The following is a 20539-nucleotide window of genomic DNA, read 5'->3' as shown; positions in this document are numbered from 1 at the left end:
ACTTGTTTTTTGCAAGTGATTTTTAGACAAAGTACTTTCATATTGCAAGTGACGGTTTCATCGTTAAAATCTACTCATGAGCAAAAACCACAAATTTAGCCCTCACGGTTGCCCAATTCGCTATATTTCAGCAGTGTTTGGCGATAAATGGTCACTTATGATCCTGCGGGATATCATGTTCAAGGAGCGCCGCTACTACGGCGAATTCTTGCGAGCGGGTGAAGGAATTTCCACGAACATTCTGGCCGATCGATTAGCAAATCTTGAAGCAAACGGAATCATCGTCAAACAAACCGACCCTCAAAATGGTACTCGGCAAGTCTATACACTTACTGAAAAAGGTCTTGACCTGATGCCAGCCATGCTGGAAATGATGCAATGGTCGGCCACCTACGACGCAGCCACAGAAGTGCCCGAAAAGTTCAAAAGTGATCTGTTAAACAATAGAGAAAACCTACGGCAGAGGCTGCAAGCTCAAATCAGACATCTTGATCAAGAGTTAGTTTCCATTCCTAATTAAGGATCACACAGCCAGCCAAGCGTCTTTCACAACAAAACGCTTGCAATTAGGCACTAAAAAGGCCCATTAAGCGCACGAAGCTTCACTCTTGATCAGAATCATGGGGAACCAGATGAACCGCCGCCGCAAAATCTACGAAGGCAAGGCCAAAACTCTATATGAAGGCCCTGAACCCGGCACCCTAGTGCAACATTTCAAAGATGATGCCACTGCAGGCAATGGCGAAAAGCACGAAGTGATCGAAGGTAAAGGCGTTCTGAACAATCGCATATCAGAGCATATCTTCACGAAACTGAACGAGCTTGGCATCCCCACACATTTTGTGCGCCGCATGAATATGCGCGAGCAGCTCATCCGTGAAGTCGAAATTATCCCGATTGAAGTTGTCGTTCGAAACGTAGCCGCTGGCTCAATTTGCCCGCGGCTTGGATTAGAATCAGGTACGCGCCTGCCCCGCTCCATCATCGAATTCTACTATAAAGATGATGCGCTGAACGACCCGATCGTTTCCGAAGAACACATCACAGCATTTGGTTGGGCGAACCCACAAGAGCTAGATGACATCATGACGCTGGCTGTTCGGATCAATGATTTCCTTTCTGGATTGTTCATGGGCGCAGGCATCCAATTGGTCGACTTTAAGATCGAATGCGGGCGTCTTTATCAAGACGAAACCATGCGCATCGTGTTGGCAGATGAAATCTCACCTGACAATTGCCGCCTGTGGGATGCTAAAACCAAAGAAAAATTGGACAAGGACGTTTTCCGGCAAGGTCTGGGCAGCTTGGTAGATAGCTACCGCGAAGTTGCACGCCGCCTTGGCATTCTTGTTGAAACAGATAACGCCTTAACAACAGGCCCCCGTTTGGTGACATAGGTCCCTTGGATTGAAGTCTATAAGCAATGCGCCTTCGGGCTAAAGATACAAATTGAATGGTTAGAACGATGAATGCACGTGTATTTGTAACGTTGAAAAATGGTGTTTTGGACCCGCAGGGCAAAGCAATTGAAGGCGCTTTGGATAGTTTGGGGTTCGACAATGTTGATGGTGTGCGCCAGGGCAAAATCTTTGACCTAAAAGTCAACGCAACCACCAAAGAAGCTGCAGAAAAAGAAATTGCGCAAATGTGCGAAAAACTGCTTGCCAACACTGTGATCGAAAACTATTCAATCGAGCTGCAAGACTAAGCCAAGCGTTCATGCTTGGTTCAGCCGAGCAAAACTATTCTATCATCAAAATCAATTGTAAAGCGCGGAACACCGGTTCTAGCGCACTGGGATCATTATGCTGAAATCTGTATCACTTTCTCTTATGTTTTTCCTCGCCATGGGCATCTTCGTTGCAGCATATGGCACCCTGCCTGCATAAATCGCCCAGCAACTGCGAACAGACAGAATTAGATAAAGCTTTACGCATTAATATTAACAGTTAATCACCCCTTACGAAATCAGCCCAGATCGCATTCTCGTGATCGCTCCAATCGTTAAAATCTGGTAAATTACCCTCAACGCAATAGTATTGAGGAGCGTTAGAATGAACCAGAGCAAACGTTTAAATTGGGTCGATGCGGCCAAAGGCATTTCAATTCTATTGGTTGTGATGATGTATGCCGCCAACGGCGCAGGCGAAGCCACAAACAATGTTGGTGCTCTGCACTATGTCATTGGTTTTGCAACACCATTTCGTATGCCAGAGTTCTTTTTGATCTCCGGGCTGTTCCTCGCAAACGTCATTGCGCGCCCTTGGGCAAAGTTCGCTGATCGTCGTGTAGTTCACTATTTCTATTTCTATGCAATCTGGGCCGTCATTCACATCGTGCTCAAAGTCGGCATCATGTCTCGTGATCCGGGAACAGCGCTGGAATATCTAGCTTGGTCTGTCATTCAGCCCTATGGCGTCTTGTGGTTCATCTATGTTTTGGCACTCACAAGCGTTGCTGCAAAAGTGCTCATGGAATTGCGTATTCCACATTGGTTGGCCTTTGCTGGCGCTGCAGCACTAAACCTGGCTCAACTCGACACACAGAGCTACGCATTTGACCAGTTCGCCCGTTATTTCGTGTTCTTCTATGCCGGCTATGCTTTTGCACCATTCATCTTCAGCACCGTTGTAAAAGCAATCAACGCACCGAAAACCGCCATTGCCCTTCTCGGCATCTGGGCCGTTGCCAATGGTGTACTGGTGTTCACACCGGGATTCATTGCAGAACCGGGCCACTTCACCATGGGATTGGCAGAAGCACCGGTGGCCAAATTCGCACTCGCCCTTGTTGGCACGCTAGCCCTTTGTGTAAGCGCTGGATTGCTCACCAAGGTAAAATGGATGAGCTGGTTGAACTTCATCGGCAAGAGCTCGTTGGTGATCTATGTGGCATTCGTATTGCCCCTTGGCATTGCCAGAACCGCGTTGGTTAAACTCAACCTGATCACCGACACAACGCTATTGAGCGTCGTCACCATGCTGATCGCTTTGGCCGCGCCGCTTATCGCCCATTGGGTCATCAAAAAGATCAATTTCGGTCATTTTCTGTTTGAGCGGCCTACATGGGGCAAGCTGCCAGAAACAGGCGCAAAAGCTGACCAACCAATCAAATATGGCGCCCCAGCGGAATAAGCCCACAAGAAAACGCGATAAACGACAAAAAAGAGGCTCAGTAATACACTGGGCCTCTTGCTTTTTGCCCCCAAATTCCGTCAAAGAAGGGCAAATATCAGCGCCATCGCAAAGATGAGCCGCTTGATCAATGCAGCACTCACACCCAATGGGGACTGAACATGAAATCAGCTGTGATTCTCTTTCCCGGTCTAAACCGCGACCGCGACATGCTCACCGCACTTGAAAACATCACTGGCACCAAGCCTCACGCTATCTGGCATGCCGACGCTGACATTCCAAAAGTTGATCTGGTGGTCGTACCGGGTGGATTTTCCTATGGCGATTATTTACGCGCCGGGGCCATTGCAGCACGTTCACCCGCCCTCGCCGCAGTTAAGAAACATGCTGACGCTGGCGGCTTAACATTGGGTGTTTGCAACGGATTTCAAATCCTCACGGAAGCCGGTTTGTTACCCGGTGCTCTAATGCGCAATCGCGACCTGAAATTCTTATGTAAAACGGTGCATTTGAAAGCCGAAAACACCACCAGCGCCTTCACCAATCAATATGCCGACAACCCGGTGGTTCCCTGCCCAATTGCTCACCATGATGGCAATTACACAATTGACCCAGACGGTTTGAAACAGCTTCAGGACCAAGACCGGATCGCCTTCCGCTATTGCGATGCCGACGGCAACACAGATGTTGCAGCCAATCCAAACGGCTCCATCGACAATATTGCAGGCGTGATGAACGAACGCGGCAATGTGCTCGGCATGATGCCGCACCCGGAAAACCTGATCGAAAAAGCCCATGGCGGTCTTGAAGGCCGCTACATCTTTGACAGCCTTGTAAAAGCGGTGGCGTAAATGTTGAAAAATCAAACCATTGAAATCACCAAAGACCTCATCACAGAACACGGTATCAATGATGAAGAATATGCCAAAATTCTGGAGCTGATTGGTCGCGAACCGACTTATACAGAGCTTGGCATTTTCTCCGCCATGTGGAACGAGCACTGTTCGTATAAATCCTCAAAACTTTGGCTCAAAACACTGCCAACTGAAGGCGAACGCGTGATCCACGGGCCGGGCGAAAATGCAGGCGTTGTGGACATTGGCGATGGCCAAGCGGTGGTGTTCAAAATGGAAAGCCACAACCACCCATCCTACATTGAGCCCTATCAAGGTGCAGCCACTGGCGTTGGCGGCATTTTGCGCGACGTGTTCACCATGGGCGCGCGCCCGATCGCTGCAATGAACGCGTTGCGTTTTGGCGCACCTGAGCACGAAAAAACGCGCCATCTTGTTTCTGGCGTTGTTGAAGGTGTTGGCGGCTACGGCAACTCGTTCGGTGTGCCAACCGTTGGTGGCGAGGTTGAATTTGATCCACGCTACAATGGCAACATTTTGGTCAATGCATTTGCGGCAGGCCTACTTGATACGGACAAAATCTTCCTATGCGCCGCAAAAGGCGTTGGGCTCCCAATCGTTTATCTGGGCGCCAAAACAGGTCGTGATGGTGTTGGTGGCGCAACTATGGCGTCAGCCGAATTTGGCGATGACATTGATGAGAAACGTCCAACCGTGCAAGTGGGTGATCCATTCACCGAGAAATGCTTGCTTGAAGCCTGCCTTGAACTGATGGACACCGGCGCGGTGATTGCCATTCAAGATATGGGCGCAGCTGGCCTCACTTGTTCCGCGGTAGAAATGGGCGCACAGGGTAATCTCGGCGTTGAACTTAACCTCAACGATGTGCCGACTCGCGAAGAGAACATGACACCATATGAGATGATGTTGTCTGAAAGCCAAGAACGTATGCTCATGGTGCTTGATCCATCAAAAGAAGATGTTGCGAAAGCTGTTTTCACCAAGTGGGAGTTGGACTTCGCCATCGTTGGCAAAACAACTGACGATTTGCGTTTCCGTTGCATCCATAACGGTATTGAAGTTGCGAACCTGCCGATTAAAGATCTTGGCGACGAAGCACCGGAATATGATCGTCCGCGGACTGAATATCCAGCACCTTCACCGCTTGGCGATATCCCTGCTGATCTAGATATTGAAAAATCACTCCTCACCCTCATTGGCAACGCCAATGGCGCATCACGCCGTTGGGTTTGGGAGCAATATGATACGCTGATCCAAGGCAATTCAGTGCAAATTCCGGGCGGTGATGCTGGTGTTGTGCGCGTTGCAGGCGCTGATGGAAAAAAGGCCCTGGCCTTTTCTGTGGACGTGACCCCACGCTATTGCGAAGCCAATCCACGCGAAGGCGGCAAGCAAGCCGTTGCTGAATGTTGGCGCAACCTATCTGCCGTTGGAGCCCTACCATTGGCGTCAACTGATAACTTAAATTTCGGCAATCCTGAGAAGCCAGAAATCATGGAACAGTTCGCCCAATCCATCCTTGGTATTGGCGATGCTTGCCGTGCCCTCGACTTCCCAATCGTTTCCGGAAATGTGTCATTATACAATGAAACCAATGGCATAGGCATTTTGCCTACACCAGCCATTGGCGGCGTTGGTTTGATGGCCGATTGGTCAAAAATGATGACTCAAAACTTCAAGAATGAAGGCGATGTGATTCTTTTGATTGGTGAAAATGGCACTCACCTTGGTCAGTCTGCATTGCTTCGCGATTGTCTTGATCGGGTTGAAGGCGATGCGCCAAAAGTTGACTTGGACGAAGAAGCAAAGAACGGCACATTTGTCCGTGGTCTTATCGATGATGAATTGCTGACAGCGTCCCATGACGTTTCAGATGGCGGTTTGGTTGTTGCACTCGCCGAGATGGCAATCGCTGGAAATATTGGCGCTAATGTGAACATCGGCACCAGCCTAGAAAATCTGTTCGGTGAAGACCAAGCCCGCTATTGCATCACGGCAAAACCTGATAATATCGACTCAATTCTGGCAAACGGCGCTAAGCTTGGCGTAACAATTACCAAGCTTGGAACAGTTGGCGGCGATATGTTCGTTGTTAGTGATGTTGTTAGCCTGAAAGTTGATAATATGCGTGCGGCCCATGAAAGCTGGTTCCCTGACTATATGACAGCGGAAGCAGCACAATAGCCGGACGAAACCAAAAGGAATTGGCATAAGATATGTCTATTGGTACCGCAGAAATTGAACGTTTGATCACTGAAGCTATTCCGGGCGCTGATGTACGTGCCGAAACAGATGACGGCCACCACTACACGGCCACTGTCGTCGCAGAAGCTTTTGCTGGCAAAACACGCGTTCAACAACACCAAATGGTCAACGCGGCCCTTAAGGCTGTGCTAGACGATGGTTCACTGCACGCCCTTGCGCTTAAAACAAACGCACCGGAATAGTTTCGGTGCGCACCGTTTTATTCGATGTGGATGGGGTGCTCATCCACTCGATGTTTCACCCTGATCCGGCTCGTTGCCGTAATTGGAGCGAGCATATCGAGATGGACTTCGGCATAAAGCGCGACGACTTCAACCAATTCTTCCGCAAAGACTTTCATGAAATTGTGCGCGGCCGGAAGTCCATTGTTGCTGCGCTCGATGCGTTTTTGCCCACAATCGGCGCCAAGGTAAACAGCTTGGATTTTCTCGCCTATTGGTTCGAAAATGACACGCCCGTAAATTTCCAACTGCTGGATGGCATTAAGCGCCTTCAACGAAGCGGCGCTGCCAAAGTCTATTTGGCCACCAATCAAGAACATTTGCGCGCCTACCATCTTTGGAAAGAGTTACGCTTAAGCCATATTTTCGACGATATCTTTTATGCCGCACGACTAGGTTGCGCGAAGCCCGACGCTGAGTTCTTTGAAAAGGTGAACGCGCTTTTAGGGCCACAATCCCAGAAACCACTTTTCTTCGATGATGCGCAAAAGAACGTCGATGCAGGAAATGCGCATGGTTGGGATAGCGCGTTGTTTTTGAACGAAGCCGATTTCTTCAACCATCCTTGGATCAAAGAACAATTGTCATGAAACACGTCATGAACCCGTGGGACAATGGCGTGATCATCCGCCCTTGGGACGAAGAAGATAGTTCTGCCATGGCCGACATTCATCGCCGCGCAATACTCGCCGTCAGCGATGAATTCCTCAACCAAACACAGCGTGAGCAATGGGCACACGGACTAACGGCTGAGGGCTATACCGAAAGCGCAAAAAAGGGCGAGATATTCACCGTCGCGGTAGACGAAGATGACAAGCCATTAGCCTTTTGCGGTTATCGCAACAATGAACTTTACGGCCTATTTGTTGACCCTGATCACCAAGGTAAAAACATTGCCAGTCGCCTGATGTCCCGCGCCATTGCGAACCTCATCCAATCGCGGCCCGAAAAACTTATTCTAGAATCCAGTGCTCCTGCCGTGCAATTTTATGAAAATCGAGGGTTTTCAGTGACTGGCGAACGCTTAGCCGACACACGTGGCGGTGGCACCATGCCGGTATTTGATATGGAAACGGAAAAGATCGAGATTTCCGAAGAGGACGGGCCGCACGAAGGACGCGAGTTGGAACTGATGCTTAAGGGCGAAAAACGCCTTACCTGGTTTCCAGATATGGACCCAGTGGAGTCGTTTGCGCCATATGTCGAAGATGGCACGATACAGCGTTACGTCTGGCACGACTGGACACGAAACATCTACCTTTTAGAAAACGAACATTTACCACCAAACATAATCTGGCCAGAACCCGCTTTCTACTTTCTGCCCGGCGAAGAAGATCGTTTAACTCAATTGATGGACGAAATCGCTGCACACTATGCACAAAGTGAGCCTGGCTTTGATCTAAAACAAGAGCGGCGCATCGGCGAGCTCCTAGATTATTCACCACAGTCTATTGATGCATATATTGAGCGGCTGGTTGAACGATCATCAAAAGGTGAAATTACCATTCTCGACAATTGAGCGCCAATATCCTAAATAGTGGATAAACACTGTCACGTTTAACGTATCACGTTTAACGTGTCACATTTGATGTCTGGCCTCTCCCGGCCAGAACTGCGGACCAAAGGACTTACATTATGACCGACATCAACGCATTCATCGACGAGCAAGTCAAAAACAACGATGTGTTTTTGTTCATGAAAGGCTCTCCAGATTTTCCGCAGTGCGGTTTTTCCGGTCAAGTCGTTCAAATCATGAACTATCTTGGCGTTGAATATGCCAGCGCAAACGTGCTTGAAAGCGACGAATTGCGCGACGGCATTAAAACATACACAAATTGGCCAACCATCCCGCAGCTTTACGTAAAAGGCGAGTTTGTTGGCGGCTGCGACATTATCCGCGAGATGTTCCAAGCGGGCGAATTGCAAACTCACCTGACGTCAAACGGCATTGCCGTTAAAGAAGCGAGCTAAACGATGAGCCGTCATTGGACCGTTTATCTTTCAGGCGAAATCCACTCTGATTGGCGTGAAACCATTGAGGCCAGCTCACAAGCCGCTGGCCTTCCAGTTGCGTTTACATCGCCAAACACCAATCACGCCGATAGTGATGATGGTGGCGTGGCGATTATGGGTGCTGAAGACAAAAAGTTCTGGCACGACCATAAAGGCGCAAAATTAAATGCCATCCGCACGAGAACGCTGATCGAAGAAGCTGATCTGGTGATTGTACGCTTTGGCGACAAATACAAACAGTGGAATGCTGCGTTTGATGCTGGCTTTGCCGCAGCCAACGGCACACCGCTGGTTGTTATGCATGGCGAAGACCACCAACATGCACTAAAGGAAGTCGATGCGGCAGCCTTGGCCGTCATCGAAACGCCTCAGCAAGCTGTTGAAATTCTTGCCTATGTCATCAATGGCGACATGCCAAAAAAATAACTCGAATTTGCGTCTGCCGGGCTTGCATCAAGCCCGGCTCTATCGCACTGTGCACGCATCCCTCCTCTAGGCACTCTGCCATGCACATAAATCCGAAGACCAACAAAGTTGAGTTCATAATTCTTGTCGCTCTATTGATGGCCCTTAATGCTGTTGCCATTGATATAATGCTGCCGGCATTGCCGATAATCGGCCATGAGTTAGGTGCCGCGAGCGAAAATGATCAGCAACTAGTGCTCACGCTCTATTTGGCGGGCTTTGGTGTAAGCCAACTGTTTTACGGGCCGCTATCTGATTCAATTGGACGCCGCAGAACTGTTCTTATCGGCACTGTTCTATTCATGATCCCAGTTGCTTTTGCCCCATGGTCACCTGACTTTACGTGGTTGTTGGCGCTGCGTTTCATCCAAGGGTTGGGCGCTGGCGCATCACGCGTGATTGCGACCGCTATTGTTCGCGATAGTTTTGAAGGCCGCGCCATGGCGCAGATCATGTCGCTGATCATGATGATTTTTATGGCTATGCCAATTCTTGCGCCCAGTATTGGGCAGGCGATTATCCTCATCACCACTTGGCATTTTACCTTTTTGTTTATGGCATTCATGGCGGTTGTAACGTTTATTTGGGCCTATATTCGACTGCCTGAAACACTACCCATTGCCCAAAGAAGTCCATTTTCCTTCAAACCGATAATGAAAAATTTTGGCCTTGTGCTTCGAACCAAATATTCGATCGCGTTGACATTGGCCAACATGTTCTTGCTAGGCACCCTGTTGGGTTTCCTTGGTATTTCACCGCTAATCTATCTTGATATCTACAATCTAGGGCCAATTTACCCGCTCATGATTGCGCTGACAGCGTCAAACTTAGCTGTCGCATCATTAGTCAACTCACGACTGGTGGGAAGATTTGGGCCCGAGCGGATCGCATTCGTTGCCAATTGCGGTTTTGTCATTCTCGCTTCGATTTGGGCCGTTGCAGCTTGGCAAATGACCACGCTTCCACTTTGGCTATTTGTTGGTCTTCATCAACCGATCATGTTGTGCTTTGGCTTTGCAGGCACCAACCAAATAACATCGGCCATGCAGCCATTGGGAAAAATTGCAGGCACCGCATCATCAACGATCGGCTTTTTCCAGACCGCGGGCGGCGCACTCGTGGGCGCCGGCATTGGCTATTTCTACGATGGCAGCATCTTGCCAGTTTGTCTGGGCTTTGTTGTTTGCGGTCTCATATCACTTTCATTGATGCAATTGGCAAAATCAGCACAACCACAAGAACCAACTTCTTAAACGAAATAGACGCTGCCAATCCAAATAACGACGGGCACCGTCAGAAACGAAACAACCGTTTGAACGGTCAAAGTCGCTGCATATAGTTCTGCGTCGCCGCCCATTTTCTTGGCCAATACATAACCGTTCATTGCCGCGGGCACCGCTGCCAAAATAAGCAACACCTGCGCAGAAATCCCATTGACGCCGAATATCAAACACAGACCTGCCATCAAAATCGGCACACCGAACAGACGGCCAATCACCGCAATCCACATTTCCTTGCTTGGACTCAAGGCCGCCTTCAAACTAAGTCCAGCGCCAAGCGCCAACAGGCTTAACCCCAATGCAGCCTTTCCCAATAAATCAGCCATGGTGACAATTGGTTTCCACACCGGAATTCCAGTCAGGCTGATCACCAATCCAATAACCGCTGACAAGAAGATCGGGTTTTTAAATACCGTCAGCAAGACGTGCTTCATGCTGAAAGCTTTGCCATCGCCAAACACTACCAAAACCACAATATTGACGAATTGATTGATTGGCACCAACACTGCGAATGAAAGCGCGATAACCGCGCCGCCCGCATCACCAAACAATTCCAACACAATCGCCAATGCGATAAAGCCATGATATCTGCTAACAGTTTGAAAAATAGTCGTATATTGCGGATTTTTGATACCCATCATTTTCACGAACAAAGGCTGCAGTGCCAATAATGCGACGGATGTGATAACGACCGCCAAAATCATCACCAGTGCCACACCGCCCAACTCAATTTGGCTGAAATCTGCGTTGAGCATTGTGCTGACCATCAATGCAGGAAACAGCACCCAGAAACATAACTCATCAACAATTTGCCATTTATCTGCGGCGACAAAATTACCCTTTCGCAAGGCAAACCCAAGCATGACAATGGCAAAAATCGGAAGAATGTTTTCAAACGCGGTAAGCATGTTTTTTTCCTGATCGCTGAAAGATCATAAATGAGGCGAGGCTTTCACCGCTACGCTGATCTCTTCTTAGTGTCAAACCAATTGGTTTGACCTATTGCAAATCTGGTTTCCACCTGACATTATTTGGAAAAAGAATTTTGATGTCCGCCTTGGATCCGAGCCCTTACATCCCAGCCCCGACAATCACCAAAACGCTTTCGCCTATATTCAACAGCCGAATTTTGCGCGGCTGATTTTTGCTCACCGGAGACTACATGAAATTTACTAAGCTAAACATTCAGAACAACCGATATGAATTTATCGCCCTTGCCGCGCTCGTTATGGCGCTCAATGCACTTGCCATTGACATTATGCTGCCTGCCCTCCCTCAAATTGGAGAAGCAATTGCGGTGGAGAGCGAAAACCATCGGCAATATGTTGTCACTAGCTTCCTAATCGGTTTCGGCATTAGCCAGCTGTTTTTCGGTCCACTTTGCGACGCCATCGGGCGGCGACGGACATTCTTTGTTGGGGTTACCATTTACATCATTGCCGCGCTGCTCGGCGCGATGACAGAAAGTTTTGTGGCCATGATCGCAATGCGCGTCATTCAGGGCATTGGCGCGGGCGCAACACGTGTTGTAGCATTATCTATGGTACGTGACAGTTTTGCTGGCCGTGCCATGGCCGAAGTTATGTCTTTGATCATGATGGTCTTTATGGTGATGCCGGTGCTTGCGCCTGCATTCGGGCAATTGGTCATCATGGTCGGGCCATGGCAATGGATCTATCTGGCAATGGCGGTAATCGCTATTGTTACCCTCATTTGGGTCGCCATTCGTTTGCCAGAAACGTTAAAGCCGGAAAACCGCCGTGCTTTTCAGCCCCGTATCATCATTGAAGGATTCCACATCGTTTTCACCAATCGCCCCGCGCTCATGTACGGCATGGCCAATATGGCCAAAATTGCAGCCCTGTTTGGGTTTCTCGCCGCCTCCCAGCAAATCTATGGCGAACTTTATGGCTTGGGCGCGCTGTTCCCGGTAGCGTTTGGGTTCATCGCCATCGTTATGGCCAGCGCTTCGTTTTTCAACTCCAGATATGTGGGCCGTTTCGGCATGCGCTTGCTTTCCCACTCTGCCCTCATCGGGTTTGTCATCTTGAGCGCGGTTTGGGCTTTCTTCGCCTATATTGGTGCTTTGCCGCTCTGGCTATTCATCGCGCTGCAAGCTCCAATCATGTTCTTGTTTGGCCTTACGGGCACCAACTTCAACTCACTTGCCATGGAGCCCTTGGGCAAAGTCGCAGGCACCGCAGCTTCAGTATTTGGGTTCATGCAAACAGCAGGTGGAGCATTGTTGGGCAGCTTCATTGGCCAAGCATATGATGGCACTGTTCTGCCTATTGCACTTGGATACCTCGTGTGCGGCGCAGTCAGCCTAGTGTTCGTGCTCATCGCAGAAAATGGCACTTTATTCCAAGCCCAACACGACCCCATATGATTTGCTGATAGGGCAATGAAATAAATTCATTTGTCGCTCGCGCTTGCAAGGCGCAAGCTGAGCGGCAATAGTTTTCGATAGGGGTGAATTGGGAATGAACACTAAATCAGCGGCGTCGATCGCATTGCCAATTATCATTGTTGCTGGCTGTATCATTGCCATGGCCTCGTTTGGCGTACGCTCCACGTTTGGACTGTTCACACTGCCCGTAACGACCGAATTCGGTTGGGGCCGAGAGGTTTACGGCCTTGCACTGGCTGTTCAAAACCTTGTTTGGGGCCTAATGCAGCCAATAGCTGGCGGCATGGCAGATCGATATGGCACCGCCAAGACCCTATCCGTTGGTGCATTGATCTACGCTTCCGGCTTGTTGTTAATGGCCACCGGCGGCACAGAAGCCAGCCTTTACCTTGGCGGCGGTGTCCTTGCAGGCATTGGTATCGGCACGGCCTCGTTCGCAGTTGTCATGGCCGCATTTGGTCGTGCTGTTCCAGCAGAAAAACGCAGCTTTGTGTTTGGCATCGCTACAGCAGCCTCATCCGCTGGGCAATTTGTATTCGCCCCAATCGGCCAACAATTCATCAATGGATTCGGATGGCAAACCACCCTGATCTATTTCGCTGCTATTTTAATGCTCATCATTCCCCTTTCTTTTGCACTAAAGGGTAAAACTGAACATTCAGAAGAAGACACCGAGGACCTATCGGTCGTTGAAACATTGCGCAGAGCTTTCAAGCATCGCTCATACAGTTTGCTTGTTGCTGGATTCTTCGTATGTGGCTTCTATCTCGCCTTTGTGACCGTGCACATGCCTGCCTATCTGGTGCAATGCGGGCTGTCTCCCGATGTAGGCAGTTGGGCCCTAGCGCTCATCGGCCTGTTTAACATTGTTGGGTCTTTGGCTTCGGGCTATTTGGGCGGTAAAGTGCCAAAACAGTTCCTGTTGGCATCGATTTATCTGTCGCGTGTTGTCGTCACAGGGCTTTTCCTGCTCATTCCGGTGAGCGAAGTCTCTGCCTACCTGTTTGCGGCATTCACTGGCCTATTGTGGCTAGCGACGGTTCCACCAACCGCAGCACTCGTATCTGGGTTCTTCGGCCCCAAATATATGGGCATGCTTTACGGATTTGCGTTCCTGTCCCACCAAGTTGGCTCATTCTTCGGCGTCTGGTTAGGTGGCGTTGTGTTTGATCGCACAGGGTCATATGACCTTGTTTGGTATTTAGGCATTCTATTGGGATTGGCTGCAACAGCTTTACACATTCCGATTAGCGAAAAACGCTCGGATCGGTTTAAGGCAGTGGCTCCTGCTGAGTAGATCAAACGATATTGAGAATTAGACAATGTCAGCCAGCTATTTACTGTTTCGCCTGCTTCATCTTGATTTCTTTTAGATCGTCCAACGAACGCCAAAAGATCACATAAGTCGCAAAGTCGTCCGTATATTGATCAAATGAGTGCGCCACATCAACGCCGATGGGCACAACGTCACCTGGTTTCATATCATGTCGACGCTCTCCAACCACCATCTGCCCATGACCACGCATGACCAAATAGATGATGTGAACACCCGCGGGCACCGGATAGGCATCGGTTTTTGGTGTGTATAGCTGAACTGATAAAGTGTCGCTGGCAAATGCGCGTGCGAAAAAAACCCCATCTGGCCAATTCTTCGTGGGCGGCCCAGGAATTCGCTTCAAAAGATCATCAAATCCGATTCGCATCTGCAATCCTATACATCATGGCGACAACCCAATTACGGCGTCTGACTTAAAATACGACCCAAAATGTCCACACAAATTGTGGAGAATAGTTACAAACTTAGACAATTTACGTGAAGAAAACACAAACAATTGGATAGCATTTTATCAATTCATAAAATAACCAAGCAATTCACTGATTTGGCCAAACTACTCACATTTGCGTTTAGCAGCTTGCAACTTATTGATTGTGAAGGAATGATGACAGTTGAGAGACATTTATGATGAGGGAGTCGTTCCGTGTTTCGTTCATTTTTTCCAATGCCAAAGATATTCTTTGGTTCTGCTGTCGTATGGACCGCAATTTGCATACTGCTTTGGTACACGTTGGGCAGCCAATTGCAGGCCATATTGAGCCTTGATCCGTTCTTAACCCCAGATGCAGGGGACAACCCGGCGCCATTTTTAAGCAATCAAAAAGTTTGGCTCTACCAATTTATCATAATGGCTTCATATGGCTTTTGCGTGCCTTGGTTCTTTATCGGAAGGAACAAATGGTATTGGTGGGCGGTAGCAGGCTCAGTCACAATATTTGTGGTTCTTTACGCACAAGTACAGGTGAGTGCATATCTCAACGATTGGTATGGAAGTTTTTACAACCAAATACAACAAGCACTAGCTGAACCGGGCTCTGTGTCGATAGATAAGTTCTACGGAGATTTAATTCCCGTGGCGTTCATCCTTCTGCCAAACATTGCTGTGGCTGTACTCATCGCATTCTTTACAGGCCATTACATTTTCAGGTGGCGTACGGCAATGAACTTTTACTATATGGAACACTGGCAAAGCGTTAGAGAGGTAGAAGGCGCTTCGCAGCGTATTCAAGAAGATACAATGCGGTTTGCATCTTCTGTGGAAGATTTAGGTGCAGATTTGGTTGGCTCGCTAATGACGTTAGCGGTGTTTTTGCCAATCCTTTGGACCCTTTCACAACAGATTACTGAATTGCCGGTTGTCGGGCCGGTTAACGGCTCACTTGTCTGGGTTGCACTGGTTTCAGCGGCGTTCGGCACAGTTCTCTTGGCGCTGGTGGGCGTTCGATTGCCGGGCCTTGAGTTTAATAATCAAAAAGTTGAGGCCGCCTACCGCAAGGAACTGGTTTATGGTGAGGACGATCCAGAACGCGCGCAACCCAAAGCGGTTAGGGACCTATTCGGATCAGTACGGAAAAACTATTTTCGTCTGTATTTTCACTACATGTATTTCAACATTGCGCGTTTTCTGTATTTGCAGGGTGCGAATTTCATACCTTTGATCGCGTTAGGCCCATCAATTGTGACGGGTGCAATCACTTTTGGGATTCTCCAACAAGTCTTCAACGCATTTGGAAGAGTCGAAAACTCTTTCCAATATCTCGCAAATTCGTGGACTCAAATCATTCGCTTGATTTCAGTTTACCAACGCTTGCGCAAGTTTGAAGCCGCGATGCCACAATAGAAGAATAGCTGTTGTGAAGCCAAACAAAAAGGCCGCCCAATCGGGCGGCCTTTTCAAATTCTTAAGTGAATGTTCGTCTCGCTTAGCGAGAGTAGAATTCCACAACCAAGTTTGGTTCCATCTGAACCGGATATGGCACATCTGACAATGTTGGGATGCGTGTGATTGTTGCAGTCATTTTTTCATGGCTGTAATCAACATAATCAGGCACATCGCGCTCAGCCAATTGTGTTGCTTCCAACACAAAAGCTAGCTGCTTTGATTTCTCACGAATTTCAACAACATCACCAATGTTCAAACGGTAAGAAGGGATATTCACCTTTTTGCCGTTAACAAGAATGTGGCCGTGGTTCACGAATTGACGTGCAGCAAAAACGGTCGCAACAAATTTGGCACGGTAAACAACCGCATCCAAACGACGCTCCAATAGACCAATTAGCAACTCACCAGTATCACCGCGAAGACGAGTAGCTTCGCCATATACGCGTTTAAATGATTTTTCGGTTAGGTTGCCGTAATAGCCTTTAAGCTTTTGCTTAGCGCGCAATTGAAGACCGAAATCGCTCAATTTACCTTTACGGCGTTGGCCGTGCTGACCTGGGCCATATTCACGACGGTTTACTGGGCTCTTTGGACGACCCCAAATGTTTTCGCCGAGGCGACGGTCAATTTTGTACTTCTGCGAATGGCGTTTTGTCATCGCTTGTCCTTTGCATTTTCTCTTTAAAGACAGCGCCCTCCTTTGATTTGCTGAAGTTTTGATTCAACAAATCCGACAGACTGTGCGAAAAACACTTCAAACCGTTTCCGGCCGGTCAAATCGCTTTGACCAATATGAAAACCGACAGTCTCGGGTGCCCCTGATCAATCCAAAGATTCATCAAGTGGCGCGGATTTAGACCGCCCTGCCCGCAAAGTCAATGATTTTCGGTGTTTTGAGCGTATTTGGGCCGACTTTTTTTACGTCAAAAACCGACCGCAATAAATATTTTTTGCGTCATCTTGTATTTTTCTATTGCTATTCCGATTTGGTGTGGTACTACTGTAGCACACTAAGTGAGTGAGACACATGAACCAATGGAATGAATCACAGCCAATTTTTATTCAAATCAGAACACGCATCAGTGCGCTGATTTTGAATAAGACGACAAAAGAGGACGAAGCTTTGCCGTCTGTTCGACAGATTGCAACCGACCTTTCAGTCAACCCACTAACTGTCACCAAAGCCTATCAATCTCTTGTTGAGTTAGGCGTCGTAGAAAAAAGAAGAGGTTTGGGCATGTTTGTTGCCGAAGGGGCTCGGGAAATCTTGCTAAAACATGAGCGCGAAAAATTTCTTACCGAAGAATGGCCGCGCATCGTTATTCAAATCAAGGCACTAGACCTTGATGTCAAAGAATTATTGAAAGAAGGGGCATAAAATGAGTAACTCCACTCCCCTTGTTAAAGCCAACGGACTGCGTAAAGGCTTTGGCAAAAAAGAAATCCTACACGGATTAGATTTTGAAATTCAGCCGGGCCGAATTGTTGGTCTAATTGGACATAATGGTGCCGGTAAAACTACAACATTGAACGCAATTTTGGGGCTTACAGAATTCGAAGGTGAAGTCAGTGTTTTGGGCAAAAACCCATACGCCGAGCGCGCCAACTTGATGAACGAGGTCGCGTTTATCTCGGATGTTGCCAGCCTGCCGCGGTTTTTCCGCGTTCGCGAACTCTTCAACATGCTCGATGAGATACATCCAAATTTTTCAAGGGAGAAGGCTAATGGATTTCTTCACGGAACAGACATCCGCGCTGACGCAAAGATTAAAAATCTATCAAAAGGTATGGTCGCTCAGCTGCACCTTGCTATCGTCATGGCGATCGATGCTCGGCTTCTAGTTTTGGACGAGCCAACACTTGGCTTGGACATTACCTACCGCAAGCGCTTTTATAAAAGGCTGCTTGAGGACTATATGAATGAAGACCGCACCTTGCTGATCACAACTCACCAAGTGGACGAGATCGAGTTCATGCTGACAGACCTCATGTTCATCCGAGATGGACATTTGGTACTCGACAGCCCCATGGAAGACGTGGGCGAACGCTATGTTCAACTGGTGGTTACCCCAGATAAATTGGCAGAGGCCAAAGCGCTCAAACCAATATTTGAAGAAAGCAAGTTCGGTCAAAACATCCTGATTTTTGATGGTGTTGACGCACAAAAACTCGACGCATTGGGACAAACAACAATCCCAACAGTTTCAGACTTATTCGTGGCGCTCATGCAACGCGAGACCGCTCACCAAGGAGAAATGATATGAGATCTTGGGTCGCACTCGTTAAACGAGAATTTTTAGAACACCGTGGTGCCTTTCTTTACGCGCCAGCCATCATTACTCTAGTTGTGACAATTGTGCTCGCCGTTGCGGTGATGTTCAATCAACCCGAGATCGCTGTTGAAAACGAAATGCCACTTGGCCTCAAACTCTATGAAGCCATGTATATGGGCGTATTTATCGCCTGGAGCTTTTACCTGTTCATCGCTTTGTTCTTCTACTTCTCTGATGCGTTCCACGCGGATAGAAGAAACAACTCGATGCTCTTTTGGAAATCGATGCCAAAATCGGACCTAGAGATCCTAAGTGCAAAAACTCTAGCGGGATACACAATCCTCCCGTTGGCAATTGGCGCATGGATAATGGTGACAGGTGTTATCGCTTACATATTTGCCAATGTCATTGGTCTAATCACCGCGTTCTATTCTGCACCCGGACCAATTGAAGCGCTTAATAGCTATATGCAAATCACCGTTGCTGGCGCTGTTTACATTCTGATCGCGTTGTTCTGGTACGCCCCAATCATTGGCTGGGCAGCATTCTTGGGCACATTGTTCAAACGCTGGAGCATGCCGCTATTCTTCGTCGTTCCCGGATTGGCCGTGCTGCTTGAACGCGTCATCAACATTCGCGATCTGACTTATGAAAGCCAAATCCTAAAGTTCCTCCTATTCCGCTTGGAAATGGTTGGCGATCAATCTGTCGAAATTGACCCAGAAGTGTGGATTTTCACGCCAGGTTCTGTGTCGGCTTGGGAAATGGTTCAATATGGAATTGGACAAATTGATTGGATGCACATGACAATCGGTGTGGCAATGTTGGCAGGCTTTGTTTACCTCGCCTCAGAATATCGCCGCCGCATTACTGACGCTTAGTCAGCAACCAGACCAAACCAAAAGGACGCCCTATTCGGCGTCCTTTTTCTTTTTGTACTTTGATTGATCGCGTTTCGGGTTTTCGCGCTCATGCCGCCGATCTAACGCTGCAACCACCCCCCGAAATGTTCTGACTTCTTGGATATTCATCTGCGCACGGGCAAACATCGCTCTCATATTCGCCACCATGGATGGTCGCTTACCCGGCGTTTTGAAGAAATTCACTCGGTCCAGCGCGCCCTCAAGATGTTCCATCAGTCCGATCAAATCTTGACGGGTTGCCGGCTGTCCCACATCGCCACCAAACGGCAAATCACCAGAACCGTTAAATGCCCGACGCCATTCATAAGCCAACACCAAAACCGCCTGAGCGATATTTAGCGAAGCAAATGCGGGCTCAACAGGCAGGGTGACGATTTTATCGCAAAGCGCAACTTCGTCATTATTCAACCCCCAGCGCTCTCGTCCAAAAAGAATCCCGACTTTTTCGCCCTGCTTGATCGGCGCAACCATTTCGTCGGCGGCAACATCTGGGCCAATGACGGGCTTAAACATATCTCGCGAGCGGGCGGTCGTGGCGTAACATCTGGTCAAATCAGCAATTGCGTCCTCAACATTGTCAAACACCTGAACCCGATCAATGACGTGATTAGCCTTAGCAGCGGCGGATCGTGCTTTTTCACTCGGCCAGCCATCCCTTGGATTGACCAACCGCATATCCCACAAGCCGAAATTCGCCATGGCGCGGGCCGCCGTGCCAATATTTTCGCCAAGTTGGGGTTCGCACAAAATAACGGCTGGTCCCGGTCTCAGGTCCAATCCCTTTGTGCTGTCAGTGCCTGCCATTCATCTGCTCCATTTGCTGGCCGGATGAATGGGCCAATCAAACCAAAAGATCAAGCGCTATTCGCACGCCATTCTCGTTGCAAGATGGCGTAAATCAACAACTCGTCCCACTCGCCCTTGAAGATTGCCTGTTCTTTAAAGTGCGCCTCGCGTCGCATGCCCAGCTTTTCCATCAATTTCCATGATGCTGTATTCGCCGCTGAACATTTCGCTTCGATCCGATGAAGGTTGGCCTGATTGAACGCTTCATCCATCAGCGCGGAAGCCGCCTCAAATGCATACCCTTTGCCCTGGTGGTTGGGGTTGAATACATATCCGATTTCTCCCTGACGTGCTTCCACATTGCGCGAAAATAGAATGAGCTCACCAATCATCGCACCGGTGTCCTTCAATTCCACATGCACAAATAGCGGATGCCCTTCCGGCGTGAATTCGGTAAAGCCCATGCGCCGCTCCATGGACGCTTCAATCTCGACCCGATCACGGGGTTCATAAGGCAAATACCGACAAACATCCTCATCTTGACTATATTCCATCAATGCGTCGACATCATCTAGCTTTGGCACGCGCAAGATCAATCGTTCAGTTTCAATTGGCAGCTGGATCGGCAAATTCATATATTCAGATATCCAAATTCAGTTTTATGTTGCATCAATAC

The 20539-nt window shown here is 48.6% G+C and carries 23 protein-coding genes; 18 read left to right on the top strand and 5 right to left on the bottom strand.

Annotation, left to right across the window (positions count from 1 at the left end; all coding sequences use genetic code 11):
- Positions 1 to 76 precede the first annotated feature (76 nt).
- The 12 genes from AC2D8L_RS02855 (at position 77) to AC2D8L_RS02800 (ending at position 10226) form a co-directional block, all read left to right on the top strand.
- Positions 77 to 520, top strand: coding sequence for a winged helix-turn-helix transcriptional regulator (locus tag AC2D8L_RS02855; protein ID WP_484683945.1), 444 nt, complete (start codon positions 77 to 79; stop codon positions 518 to 520).
- Positions 521 to 632: 112 nt separating this feature from the next.
- Positions 633 to 1397: a phosphoribosylaminoimidazolesuccinocarboxamide synthase gene (gene purC, locus AC2D8L_RS02850; RefSeq protein WP_484683944.1), complete on the top strand. Its 765-nt coding sequence runs from the start codon at positions 633 to 635 to the stop codon at positions 1395 to 1397.
- Between the two features lie 68 nt (positions 1398 to 1465).
- Positions 1466 to 1708 (top strand): phosphoribosylformylglycinamidine synthase subunit PurS, encoded by a 243-nt coding sequence (gene purS / locus AC2D8L_RS02845; protein WP_484683943.1) that lies wholly within the window; start codon positions 1466 to 1468, stop codon positions 1706 to 1708.
- Between the two features lie 346 nt (positions 1709 to 2054).
- Complete coding sequence (locus AC2D8L_RS02840; RefSeq protein WP_484683942.1) at positions 2055 to 3134, top strand: acyltransferase family protein; 1080 nt, start codon at positions 2055 to 2057, stop codon at positions 3132 to 3134.
- Between the two features lie 161 nt (positions 3135 to 3295).
- Positions 3296 to 3985 carry a phosphoribosylformylglycinamidine synthase subunit PurQ gene (gene purQ, locus AC2D8L_RS02835; protein WP_484683941.1) on the top strand — a complete coding sequence of 230 codons (690 nt, stop codon included), beginning with the start codon at positions 3296 to 3298 and terminating at the stop codon, positions 3983 to 3985.
- Positions 3986 to 6193 carry a phosphoribosylformylglycinamidine synthase subunit PurL gene (gene purL / locus AC2D8L_RS02830; protein ID WP_484683940.1) on the top strand — a complete coding sequence of 736 codons (2208 nt, stop codon included), beginning with the start codon at positions 3986 to 3988 and terminating at the stop codon, positions 6191 to 6193.
- 32 nt (positions 6194 to 6225) lie between these two features.
- On the top strand, positions 6226 to 6456 hold the full coding sequence (locus tag AC2D8L_RS02825) for a BolA family protein (RefSeq protein WP_484683939.1): 231 nt from the start codon (positions 6226 to 6228) through the stop codon (positions 6454 to 6456).
- A gap of 5 nt (positions 6457 to 6461) precedes the next feature.
- Positions 6462 to 7085, top strand: coding sequence for an HAD-IA family hydrolase (locus AC2D8L_RS02820; protein WP_484683938.1), 624 nt, complete (start codon positions 6462 to 6464; stop codon positions 7083 to 7085).
- The gene (locus AC2D8L_RS02815) at positions 7082 to 8014 is read left to right on the top strand and encodes a GNAT family N-acetyltransferase (RefSeq protein ID WP_484683937.1); all 933 of its coding nucleotides are present in this window, start codon (positions 7082 to 7084) and stop codon (positions 8012 to 8014) included. The genes AC2D8L_RS02820 and AC2D8L_RS02815 overlap by 4 nt, the downstream gene beginning before the upstream one ends.
- Before the next feature lie 116 nt (positions 8015 to 8130).
- Positions 8131 to 8466: a Grx4 family monothiol glutaredoxin gene (grxD, locus tag AC2D8L_RS02810; protein ID WP_484683936.1), complete on the top strand. Its 336-nt coding sequence runs from the start codon at positions 8131 to 8133 to the stop codon at positions 8464 to 8466.
- A gap of 3 nt (positions 8467 to 8469) precedes the next feature.
- Positions 8470 to 8934, top strand: a complete 465-nt coding sequence (locus tag AC2D8L_RS02805; RefSeq protein ID WP_484683935.1) for a YtoQ family protein — start codon at positions 8470 to 8472, stop codon at positions 8932 to 8934.
- 80 nt (positions 8935 to 9014) lie between these two features.
- A complete protein-coding gene (locus tag AC2D8L_RS02800) occupies positions 9015 to 10226 on the top strand; it encodes a multidrug effflux MFS transporter (protein WP_484683934.1) in 1212 nt (403 codons plus the stop codon).
- Here the strand turns inward: AC2D8L_RS02800 and AC2D8L_RS02795 are convergent.
- Positions 10223 to 11161, bottom strand: coding sequence for an AEC family transporter (locus AC2D8L_RS02795; protein ID WP_484683933.1), 939 nt, complete (start codon positions 11159 to 11161; stop codon positions 10223 to 10225). The genes AC2D8L_RS02800 and AC2D8L_RS02795 overlap by 4 nt on opposite strands.
- Before the next feature lie 254 nt (positions 11162 to 11415).
- Here AC2D8L_RS02795 and AC2D8L_RS02790 point away from each other — a divergent pair, with 254 nt between their 5' ends.
- Positions 11416 to 12642, top strand: coding sequence for a multidrug effflux MFS transporter (locus AC2D8L_RS02790; protein WP_484683932.1), 1227 nt, complete (start codon positions 11416 to 11418; stop codon positions 12640 to 12642).
- A 94-nt stretch (positions 12643 to 12736) separates the two neighbouring features.
- Positions 12737 to 13960 (top strand): MFS transporter, encoded by a 1224-nt coding sequence (locus AC2D8L_RS02785; RefSeq protein ID WP_484683931.1) that lies wholly within the window; start codon positions 12737 to 12739, stop codon positions 13958 to 13960.
- A 40-nt stretch (positions 13961 to 14000) separates the two neighbouring features.
- Here AC2D8L_RS02785 and AC2D8L_RS02780 read toward each other — a convergent pair whose 3' ends face one another.
- Positions 14001 to 14366: a cupin domain-containing protein gene (locus AC2D8L_RS02780; protein ID WP_484683930.1), complete on the bottom strand. Its 366-nt coding sequence runs from the start codon at positions 14364 to 14366 to the stop codon at positions 14001 to 14003.
- Between the two features lie 276 nt (positions 14367 to 14642).
- Between AC2D8L_RS02780 and sbmA the strand changes: the two genes are divergently transcribed.
- Positions 14643 to 15839 (top strand): peptide antibiotic transporter SbmA, encoded by a 1197-nt coding sequence (gene sbmA / locus AC2D8L_RS02775; RefSeq protein WP_484683929.1) that lies wholly within the window; start codon positions 14643 to 14645, stop codon positions 15837 to 15839.
- 82 nt (positions 15840 to 15921) lie between these two features.
- On the opposite strand, the gene rpsD is transcribed toward sbmA, so the two are convergent.
- Complete coding sequence (gene rpsD, locus AC2D8L_RS02770) at positions 15922 to 16539, bottom strand: 30S ribosomal protein S4 (RefSeq protein WP_484683928.1); 618 nt, start codon at positions 16537 to 16539, stop codon at positions 15922 to 15924.
- Positions 16540 to 16908: 369 nt separating this feature from the next.
- Between rpsD and AC2D8L_RS02765 the strand changes: the two genes are divergently transcribed.
- The 3 genes from AC2D8L_RS02765 to AC2D8L_RS02755 are packed head-to-tail and all read left to right on the top strand — an operon-like array spanning position 16909 to position 19035.
- On the top strand, positions 16909 to 17259 hold the full coding sequence (locus AC2D8L_RS02765; protein WP_484683927.1) for a GntR family transcriptional regulator: 351 nt from the start codon (positions 16909 to 16911) through the stop codon (positions 17257 to 17259).
- A 1-nt stretch (position 17260) separates the two neighbouring features.
- Positions 17261 to 18145 (top strand): ABC transporter ATP-binding protein, encoded by an 885-nt coding sequence (locus AC2D8L_RS02760; RefSeq protein ID WP_484683926.1) that lies wholly within the window; start codon positions 17261 to 17263, stop codon positions 18143 to 18145.
- Positions 18142 to 19035 (top strand): hypothetical protein, encoded by an 894-nt coding sequence (locus AC2D8L_RS02755; protein ID WP_484683925.1) that lies wholly within the window; start codon positions 18142 to 18144, stop codon positions 19033 to 19035. The genes AC2D8L_RS02760 and AC2D8L_RS02755 overlap by 4 nt, the downstream gene beginning before the upstream one ends.
- A 30-nt stretch (positions 19036 to 19065) precedes the next feature.
- Here the strand turns inward: AC2D8L_RS02755 and AC2D8L_RS02750 are convergent, their stop codons facing one another.
- The gene (locus AC2D8L_RS02750) at positions 19066 to 19881 is read right to left on the bottom strand and encodes an RNA methyltransferase (protein WP_484683924.1); all 816 of its coding nucleotides are present in this window, start codon (positions 19879 to 19881) and stop codon (positions 19066 to 19068) included.
- Positions 19882 to 19931: 50 nt separating this feature from the next.
- Entirely contained in the window at positions 19932 to 20498 is a 567-nt protein-coding gene (locus AC2D8L_RS02745; RefSeq protein WP_484683923.1) for a GNAT family N-acetyltransferase, read from the bottom strand.
- Positions 20499 to 20539 lie beyond the last annotated feature (41 nt).

The organism is Maritalea sp. YIW29 (genome assembly GCF_057219265.1).
The sequence above is the reverse complement of the archived record's forward strand: the minus strand, read 5'-3'. Positions and strand labels throughout refer to the sequence as shown.

What these genes read in the sequence shown, in the direction of transcription:
- AC2D8L_RS02855 (WP_484683945.1), top strand. Translation starts at nt 77, where the DNA reads ATGAGCAAAAACCACAAATTTAGCCCTCACGGTTGCCCAATTCGCTAT.
- purC (WP_484683944.1), top strand. Translation starts at nt 633, where the DNA reads ATGAACCGCCGCCGCAAAATCTACGAAGGCAAGGCCAAAACTCTATAT.
- purS (WP_484683943.1), top strand. Translation starts at nt 1,466, where the DNA reads ATGAATGCACGTGTATTTGTAACGTTGAAAAATGGTGTTTTGGACCCG.
- AC2D8L_RS02840 (WP_484683942.1), top strand. Translation starts at nt 2,055, where the DNA reads ATGAACCAGAGCAAACGTTTAAATTGGGTCGATGCGGCCAAAGGCATT.
- purQ (WP_484683941.1), top strand. Translation starts at nt 3,296, where the DNA reads ATGAAATCAGCTGTGATTCTCTTTCCCGGTCTAAACCGCGACCGCGAC.
- purL (WP_484683940.1), top strand. Translation starts at nt 3,986, where the DNA reads ATGTTGAAAAATCAAACCATTGAAATCACCAAAGACCTCATCACAGAA.
- AC2D8L_RS02825 (WP_484683939.1), top strand. Translation starts at nt 6,226, where the DNA reads ATGTCTATTGGTACCGCAGAAATTGAACGTTTGATCACTGAAGCTATT.
- AC2D8L_RS02815 (WP_484683937.1), top strand. Translation starts at nt 7,082, where the DNA reads ATGAAACACGTCATGAACCCGTGGGACAATGGCGTGATCATCCGCCCT.
- grxD (WP_484683936.1), top strand. Translation starts at nt 8,131, where the DNA reads ATGACCGACATCAACGCATTCATCGACGAGCAAGTCAAAAACAACGAT.
- AC2D8L_RS02805 (WP_484683935.1), top strand. Translation starts at nt 8,470, where the DNA reads ATGAGCCGTCATTGGACCGTTTATCTTTCAGGCGAAATCCACTCTGAT.
- AC2D8L_RS02800 (WP_484683934.1), top strand. Translation starts at nt 9,015, where the DNA reads ATGCACATAAATCCGAAGACCAACAAAGTTGAGTTCATAATTCTTGTC.
- AC2D8L_RS02795 (WP_484683933.1), bottom strand. Translation starts at nt 11,161, where the DNA reads ATGCTTACCGCGTTTGAAAACATTCTTCCGATTTTTGCCATTGTCATG.
- AC2D8L_RS02790 (WP_484683932.1), top strand. Translation starts at nt 11,416, where the DNA reads ATGAAATTTACTAAGCTAAACATTCAGAACAACCGATATGAATTTATC.
- AC2D8L_RS02785 (WP_484683931.1), top strand. Translation starts at nt 12,737, where the DNA reads ATGAACACTAAATCAGCGGCGTCGATCGCATTGCCAATTATCATTGTT.
- AC2D8L_RS02780 (WP_484683930.1), bottom strand. Translation starts at nt 14,366, where the DNA reads ATGCGAATCGGATTTGATGATCTTTTGAAGCGAATTCCTGGGCCGCCC.
- rpsD (WP_484683928.1), bottom strand. Translation starts at nt 16,539, where the DNA reads ATGACAAAACGCCATTCGCAGAAGTACAAAATTGACCGTCGCCTCGGC.
- AC2D8L_RS02765 (WP_484683927.1), top strand. Translation starts at nt 16,909, where the DNA reads ATGAACCAATGGAATGAATCACAGCCAATTTTTATTCAAATCAGAACA.
- AC2D8L_RS02760 (WP_484683926.1), top strand. Translation starts at nt 17,261, where the DNA reads ATGAGTAACTCCACTCCCCTTGTTAAAGCCAACGGACTGCGTAAAGGC.
- AC2D8L_RS02755 (WP_484683925.1), top strand. Translation starts at nt 18,142, where the DNA reads ATGAGATCTTGGGTCGCACTCGTTAAACGAGAATTTTTAGAACACCGT.
- AC2D8L_RS02750 (WP_484683924.1), bottom strand. Translation starts at nt 19,881, where the DNA reads ATGGCAGGCACTGACAGCACAAAGGGATTGGACCTGAGACCGGGACCA.
- AC2D8L_RS02745 (WP_484683923.1), bottom strand. Translation starts at nt 20,498, where the DNA reads ATGAATTTGCCGATCCAGCTGCCAATTGAAACTGAACGATTGATCTTG.